The sequence below is a fragment of the Nostoc sp. genome (assembly GCF_041747015.1).
In the GTDB taxonomy this organism is placed as follows: Bacteria; Cyanobacteriota; Cyanobacteriia; order Cyanobacteriales; family Nostocaceae; genus Nostoc.
Map to the genome: position 1 here is coordinate 1 of NZ_JBGTFY010000117.1, position 6,900 is coordinate 6,900.

Consider the following 6,900-nt stretch of genomic DNA (forward strand, 5'->3'; position numbering starts at 1 on the left):
AGCAAAAAACGACGAAGAGGGTCGCGCCTTACTTAAAGAATTAGGAATGCCCTTTCGCGATCAAGAAGTTCATCAATAGAGGGAACGATGGCGGCTAACGACACAATTGCAGATATGCTGACGCGCATCCGCAATGCCAACCTGGCGCGGCATCAAACTACACAAGTGCCAGCGACAAAAATGACCCGGAGTATTGCCAAAGTACTACGGGAGGAAGGCTTTATTGCTGAAATCGAAGAAGCAGAAGAAGGGGTAAAACACAATCTGGTGATTTCCCTGAAATACAAAGGTAAAAACCGTCAGCCTCTGATCACCGCCTTAAAGCGAGTGAGCAAGCCTGGTTTACGTGTTTACTCCAACAGAAAAGAGTTACCAAGAGTACTAGGTGGCATTGGCATTGCCATTATTTCTACATCCAGTGGTATTATGACTGACCGCGAAGCGCGGCGTCAGAACTTGGGTGGGGAAGTGCTTTGTTACGTTTGGTAGTCATTGGTCATTAGTCATTTGTCATTAGTGAAAGGCAAAGGACAAAGGACAAATAACAAAGGACAAAAAGTCATGTCTCGTATTGGTAAACGTCCAATTACTATTCCCGCCAAAGTTCAAGTGGCGATCGATGGTGCGAAGATTGTGGTGAAAGGCCCGAAAGGAGAACTTTCTCGCACTCTTACAGCTAATGTCTCAGTCTCTCAAGAGGGAGAAATATTACAGGTAAACCGCCGGGATGACACTCGTACTTCAAAGCAGCTGCACGGCTTGAGCCGCACTTTAGTTGCCAACATGGTCGAGGGAGTTTCCCAAGGTTTTCAGCGCCGTTTGGAAATTCAAGGTGTTGGTTACCGGGCACAACTTCAAGGGCGTAACCTAGTTTTGAATATGGGTTATAGCCATCAGGTGCAAATTGAACCACCAGAAGGGATTCAGTTTGCAGTAGAGGGTACAACTAACGTCATTGTCAGTGGCTATGACAAAGAAATCGTCGGCAACACAGCCGCCAAAATTCGTGCTGTTCGTCCACCAGAACCTTACAAAGGTAAAGGTATTCGCTATGCCGGTGAAGTGGTCAGACGGAAAGCTGGTAAGACTGGTAAGGGTGGTAAGAAGTAGATATGAAACTTACTCGTAGAGAATCAAAAAACCGTCGTCATCGACGCGTTCGTGGCAAAGTGATTGGCTCCCCAGAACGTCCGCGTTTAGCGGTATTTCGTTCTAATGAGCATAGTTATGCCCAGGTAATTGATGATACTCAGCATCAAACTATAGTGGCAGCATCGACTGTAGAACCAGAGTTGAAATCTACTTTAGCGTCATGTGCAAACCGCGACGCATCGGTGCAAGTTGGGAAGTTGATCGCAGTGCGATCGCTAGAAAAAGGCATCACCAAAGTAGTTTTTGATCGCGGTGGTAACTTATATCATGGTCGTGTCAAAGCATTAGCTGATGCAGCACGCGAAGCTGGCTTAGATTTCTAAAGTCATTGGTCATTAGTCATTGGTCATTAGTTATTGGACAAATGACAAAGGACAGATGATAACTGACAAATGACAACTGACAAATGACGTTCACCAGAGCATAAATTATGGCAACAGAGCGTAAAAGTAAAACAAAGCGCGCCAAAAAAGAAGAAACCACTTGGCAAGAACGGGTAATCCAAATCCGCCGCGTCAGCAAAGTGGTAAAAGGAGGTAAAAAACTCAGCTTCCGAGCGATCGTTGTCGTTGGTAACGAACGCGGTCAAGTTGGTGTCGGAGTAGGCAAAGCCTCAGATGTAATTGGTGCCGTCAAAAAAGGCGTAGCCGACGGCAAAAAACACCTCATTGATATCCCAATCACCAAATCCAACTCCATCCCCCATCCCATTGATGGTGTCGGTGGCGGTGCTAAGGTGATGATGCGCCCAGCCGCACCTGGTACTGGGGTAATTGCGGGTGGTGCTGTACGGACTGTGCTGGAATTGGCAGGAGTTCGTAACGTCTTAGCCAAGCAACTTGGCTCCAACAATCCACTCAATAATGCTAGAGCCGCAGTTAATGCCTTATCTACACTGCGTACCCTTTCTGAAGTCGCCGAAGATCGCGGTATTCCTATTGAAAGTCTCTACATCTAATTTAGTCATTAGTCATTGGTCATTAATCATTTGTGAATAACAAAGGACAAATGACAAAGGACAAAGCGCAAAGTCTGAGCGGAGGTTTCCTCCGATGAGAACTTTGTAAGAGATGACAAACGATAAACGACAAATGACAAATTGATAACCTATGAGAATCAATGATGTTAAGCCGCAAAAAGGCTCAAAGAAACGCAAGAAACGTGTAGCCAGAGGTATTTCTGCCGGTCAGGGTGCTAGTGCTGGTCTAGGTATGCGAGGTCAAAAATCTCGTTCTGGTAGTGGTACTAGACCGGGTTTTGAAGGTGGTCAACAGCCATTGTACCGCCGCTTACCTAAACTGAAGGGCTTTCCGATTGTGAATCAGAAGATTTACACTACGATTAATGTAGAGAAGCTAGCCTCCCTTCCCGCTAATACGGAAGTAACCTTGACCTCCTTGAAAGCAGCAGGTATCCTGACTGCGGTCAAGGGATCATTGAAAATTTTGGGTAATGGGGAATTGAGCATTCCGCTCAACGTAAAAGCGGCAGCTTTCACAGGTACAGCTCGGAGCAAAATTGAGGCCGCTGGGGGGAGTTGTGAAGTCTTATGAGTGAGCCGGAACAGCGCACTTAAATGCAAGTCAACTCGCTGTCAGCGCCTGGTTCACTATAAAGGTAGCACTCTATGATCAGTCGAGATAAAGCCCCAACGGCTCAAGAAACTTTTATGCAGATGGCACAAGCAGCCGGGCTCAGAGGTAGGCTGCTTGTTACCGTCGGTATTTTAATTTTGGTTCGCCTGGGCATCTTCTTGCCCGTGCCAGGGATTGATAGACCGAGATTTTCCGAAGCCATATCGGGCAGTAATTCTATATTCGGCTTATTGGATATATTTTCCGGGCGAGGACTTTCGACTTTGGGAGTTTTTGCTTTAGGAATTTTGCCCTTCATTAATGCGTCTATTATCATCCAATTGCTTACTGCGGCGATTCCATCTTTAGAAAATTTACAGAAAAATGAAGGCGAAGCGGGGCGGCGGAAAATATCGCAAATTACCCGCTATGTCACTGTATGTTGGGCGATTCTTCAAAGTACAGCTTTTTCGGCATTATTCTTGCAGCAATTCGCCTTAAAGCCAGGACCATTCTTCGTAGCTGAAACTGCGATCGCTCTGACTGCTGGTTCTATGTTCGTAATGTGGGCATCAGAATTAATTACAGAACGGGGCATTGGTAATGGAGCATCATTGTTGATTTTTGTCAACATTGTCGCGTCATTACCAAAAGCTTTAGGCGATACTATCGACTTGGTGCAAGTCGGCGGTCGGGAAACAGTGGGTCGCGTGATCGTGCTAATCTTAGTTTTCCTAGCGACAATTGTTGGTATTGTGGTTGTGCAGGAAGGAATGCGCCGCATCCCAATTATTTCGGCGCGTCGCCAAGTCGGTCGGCGAGTTTTGGCAGAGCAGCGTAGCTATTTGCCCCTGCGGCTAAATCAAGGCGGCGTGATGCCAATTATTTTTGCTGCTGCCATTCTCAGTTTGCCACTGCTGATCGCCAATTTTACGAAAAATGCCGAATTGGCGAATATAGTTAACAATTATCTGAGTCCAGGCGGTTCTAGCTCCTGGGTGTATGCCTTGGTCTATATGATTTCCATCATTTTCTTCAGCTACTTCTATTCTTCGTTGATTCTCAACCCAGTAGATGTGGCGCAGAACTTGAAGAAAATGGGTTCTAGTATTCCTGGCATTCGTCCTGGCAAGGCAACTAGCGAGTATATCGAACGCGTATCGAACCGACTCACCTTTTTGGGTGCGATGTTTTTAGGCTTGGTTGCTATTATCCCTACCGCCGTGGAAAGTGCTTTGAATGTGAAAACTTTCCAGGGAATAGGTGCTACATCTTTGCTAATTTTAGTTGGTGTAGCAATTGAGACAGCCAAACAAGTTCAAACTTACGTTATCTCTCAGCGCTATGAAGGAATGGTGAAATAATAGTGACGCGACTAATCTTCTTGGGACCACCTGGATCTGGTAAAGGAACACAAGCTCAAATTTTGGCTGAACACTTGAATATTCCTCATATTTCTACGGGTGAAATATTAAGACAAGCCATGAAAGAGCAAAGTCATTTGGGAATCAAGGCTCAAAACTATGTAAATAGCGGCGAGTTAGTACCCGACCAGTTAGTACAGGAATTGGTACAGGAACGCCTCAGTCAACCAGATGTTAAAAATGGTTGGATTCTTGATGGTTTTCCCCGCAAAGTGACCCAAGCAACTTTTCTTTTGAAGTTACTGGAGGAAATACATCAGAGTGGCGAAAGGGTAGTCAATCTAGATGCACCAGATGAAGTTGTGATCGCCCGTTTGCTAGTTAGAGGACGAAAAGATGATACCGAAGAGGTGATTCGTCGTCGTTTAGAAGTGTACCGCGCTGAAACTGCACCTTTAATTGATTATTATGGCGATCGCCATCAACTTTTAACAGTCAATGGCAATCAGTCCCAAGAAGATGTCACTGGTGAACTGCAAAAAGTAATCGCTTCCTAACCTGAGAATCGGGAGTAGAGGATTTACCACTTACTACTCCCCACTCCCCCTGTCAAGAAGCAGAGTGATTTTAGCTAAGATATATTAATAAACTGTTGATATATTTCTTAAAATGTGTTTCTTTGCAGATGAAGCGCTGCAACTGAACAGGAGATTGCTGAGTTGAGGAAAAAACAAATTGTCTAAGCAAGATTTAATTGAAATGGAAGGCACGGTTACAGAGTCCTTGCCCAATGCGATGTTTCGCGTTGACTTGGACAATGGCTTTAACGTGCTAGCACACATTTCCGGCAAGATTCGCCGCAATTACATCAAGATTTTGCCCGGCGATCGCGTCAAGGTGGAGCTGACTCCCTACGACTTAAGCAAAGGCAGAATCACCTATCGACTACGAAAGAAGTAACTATATGTAGAGAATTTTACCATAAAATCATCTTTTTGACTGTTTCTTAGTCACCTAGTTGAATAATTTACCTAGAAATGCTATAATTTACTATTTGGAGTCAAAGTAAGAAAGGCATGAAAGTTAGAGCCTCAGTCAAGAAAATCTGTGAAAAATGTAACGTGATCAAACGTCGTGGTCGCGTCATGGTGATTTGCGTGAACCCCAAGCACAAGCAACGTCAAGGATAACGCTCTTACCAACATAGTGAGTTGCATATCATCATCAAAACGAAAAGACGCGATTAATCACGTTTTTCCAAATAACAGTAATTGCGAGAAGAATAGGGAGAGTTCATTGTGGCACGTATTGCCGGAGTAGACCTTCCACGCGATAAACGCGTCGAGATTGGTCTGACTTACATCTACGGAATTGGATTATCACGAGCTCAAGCAATTATTGCGGCTACAGGTGTGAACCCAGACACCCGCGTTAAGGACTTGAGTGATGCCGATGTAACAACCCTGCGAGGGGAAATAGAAACCAACTATCAAGTTGAAGGAGACTTGCGGCGCTTGGAGTCTTTGAACATCAAGCGCTTAGTTGACATTGGTACCTACAGAGGGCGTCGTCATCGCATGGGCTTACCAGTCAGAGGACAAAGAACTCGCACAAATGCCAGAACCCGTCGAGGCAGAAGGCAGACAGTGGCTGGGAAGAAGAAGGCACCAGGGAAATAATCTTGCAACGCTTGCTAATCAGAGCAAGTTTTACCTTAAATCAACTAAACAAGTATGGCGAGACAACCAACTAAAAAATCCGGGAGCAAGAAGCAGAAACGGAATGTACCCAATGGCATGGCCTACATCCAGTCTACTTTCAACAATAGCATTGTCACCATTACCGATCAAAATGGAGATGTCATCTCCTGGGCTAGTGCTGGTTCTAGCGGTTTTAAGGGAGCAAAAAAGGGAACTCCCTTTGCAGCGCAAACCGCTGCTGAAAGTGCAGCCCGTCGAGCCATTGATCAAGGAATGCGCCAAATTGAGGTAATGGTCAGTGGACCAGGAGCAGGTAGAGAAACTGCTATCCGGGCGCTCCAAGGAGCAGGACTGGAAATTACACTGATTCGGGATATTACCCCGATTCCTCACAATGGTTGTCGTCCACCCAAGCGCCGCCGAGTTTAAACACCAATTGGGCGGTGAGGACGATAAGTTACAGTTACAGTCAGCAAAGACCGCTTGGGCGTCTAACGTGCAAACTGTCATTGAGTAAAAGCTTGGGCAACCAGAAGTGTGTCAGATTTTCCTGCCGGGAAAGCTGTTAAACTTCGGGCTACCCAAAATATTATCAGCACCTGCAAGCTCAATAGGAGCGTCAAACTATACCGTAATTTTATACTAGTAGTTTGATATACCTATAATCTACAGGGCATAAATTCAATTCTGGAGGCAATTGATTTGTCTGCTAGCAGCACCTTAGAAAAAGGGAGGCTCATCCGTGGCGCAGTTTCAAATTGAATGTGTAGAGTCGAATACCGACGAAAGTCGGAACCATTACAGTAAATTTGTTTTGGAACCTCTTGAACGCGGTCAAGGAACAACTGTTGGCAACGCACTGCGGCGGGTTTTACTATCTAATTTAGAAGGTACGGCAGTTACAGCAGTGCGGATTGCAGGCGTTTCACATGAGTTCGCCACAGTTCCGGGTGTGCGGGAAGATGTGTTGGAAATCCTCATGAAAATGAAGGAAGTTATCCTGAAAAACTATTCTTCGCAGCCCCAAATTGGTAGATTACTCGTTAGTGGTCCAGCAACAATCACTGCGGCACATTTTGATTTGCCCAGTGAAGTAGAAGTCATCGATCC

At 45.4% G+C, this 6,900-nt stretch carries 11 protein-coding genes and 1 pseudogene; all 12 read left to right on the forward strand.

Annotation, left to right across the window (positions count from 1 at the left end; all coding sequences use genetic code 11):
- The first annotated feature begins 87 nt into the window (after positions 1-87).
- Positions 88-489 (forward strand): 30S ribosomal protein S8, encoded by a 402-nt coding sequence (gene rpsH / locus ACEW80_RS08905; RefSeq protein ID WP_012410712.1) that lies wholly within the window; start codon positions 88-90, stop codon positions 487-489.
- Positions 490-561: 72 nt separating this feature from the next.
- A complete protein-coding gene (gene rplF / locus ACEW80_RS08910) occupies positions 562-1,110 on the forward strand; it encodes a 50S ribosomal protein L6 (RefSeq protein ID WP_373526244.1) in 549 nt (182 codons plus the stop codon).
- Between the two features lie 2 nt (positions 1,111-1,112).
- Positions 1,113-1,475, forward strand: a complete 363-nt coding sequence (gene rplR, locus ACEW80_RS08915; RefSeq protein WP_373526245.1) for a 50S ribosomal protein L18 — start codon at positions 1,113-1,115, stop codon at positions 1,473-1,475.
- A gap of 107 nt (positions 1,476-1,582) precedes the next feature.
- A complete protein-coding gene (rpsE, locus tag ACEW80_RS08920) occupies positions 1,583-2,110 on the forward strand; it encodes a 30S ribosomal protein S5 (protein ID WP_373526246.1) in 528 nt (175 codons plus the stop codon).
- A 151-nt stretch (positions 2,111-2,261) separates the two neighbouring features.
- Positions 2,262-2,705: a 50S ribosomal protein L15 gene (rplO, locus tag ACEW80_RS08925; RefSeq protein WP_373526247.1), complete on the forward strand. Its 444-nt coding sequence runs from the start codon at positions 2,262-2,264 to the stop codon at positions 2,703-2,705.
- Between the two features lie 74 nt (positions 2,706-2,779).
- Positions 2,780-4,090: a preprotein translocase subunit SecY gene (secY, locus tag ACEW80_RS08930; RefSeq protein WP_373526248.1), complete on the forward strand. Its 1,311-nt coding sequence runs from the start codon at positions 2,780-2,782 to the stop codon at positions 4,088-4,090.
- A 2-nt stretch (positions 4,091-4,092) separates the two neighbouring features.
- The gene (locus ACEW80_RS08935; protein ID WP_373526249.1) at positions 4,093-4,647 is read left to right on the forward strand and encodes an adenylate kinase; all 555 of its coding nucleotides are present in this window, start codon (positions 4,093-4,095) and stop codon (positions 4,645-4,647) included.
- A 178-nt stretch (positions 4,648-4,825) separates the two neighbouring features.
- Positions 4,826-5,050: a translation initiation factor IF-1 gene (gene infA, locus ACEW80_RS08940; RefSeq protein ID WP_006196724.1), complete on the forward strand. Its 225-nt coding sequence runs from the start codon at positions 4,826-4,828 to the stop codon at positions 5,048-5,050.
- Between the two features lie 116 nt (positions 5,051-5,166).
- Complete coding sequence (rpmJ, locus tag ACEW80_RS08945; RefSeq protein WP_015129703.1) at positions 5,167-5,280, forward strand: 50S ribosomal protein L36; 114 nt, start codon at positions 5,167-5,169, stop codon at positions 5,278-5,280.
- A 108-nt stretch (positions 5,281-5,388) separates the two neighbouring features.
- Complete coding sequence (gene rpsM / locus ACEW80_RS08950) at positions 5,389-5,769, forward strand: 30S ribosomal protein S13 (protein WP_373526250.1); 381 nt, start codon at positions 5,389-5,391, stop codon at positions 5,767-5,769.
- A 54-nt stretch (positions 5,770-5,823) separates the two neighbouring features.
- Positions 5,824-6,219 carry a 30S ribosomal protein S11 gene (gene rpsK, locus ACEW80_RS08955; RefSeq protein ID WP_010998331.1) on the forward strand — a complete coding sequence of 132 codons (396 nt, stop codon included), beginning with the start codon at positions 5,824-5,826 and terminating at the stop codon, positions 6,217-6,219.
- Between the two features lie 313 nt (positions 6,220-6,532).
- A pseudogene (locus ACEW80_RS08960) lies at positions 6,533-6,900 on the forward strand (DNA-directed RNA polymerase subunit alpha); the annotation flags it as partial.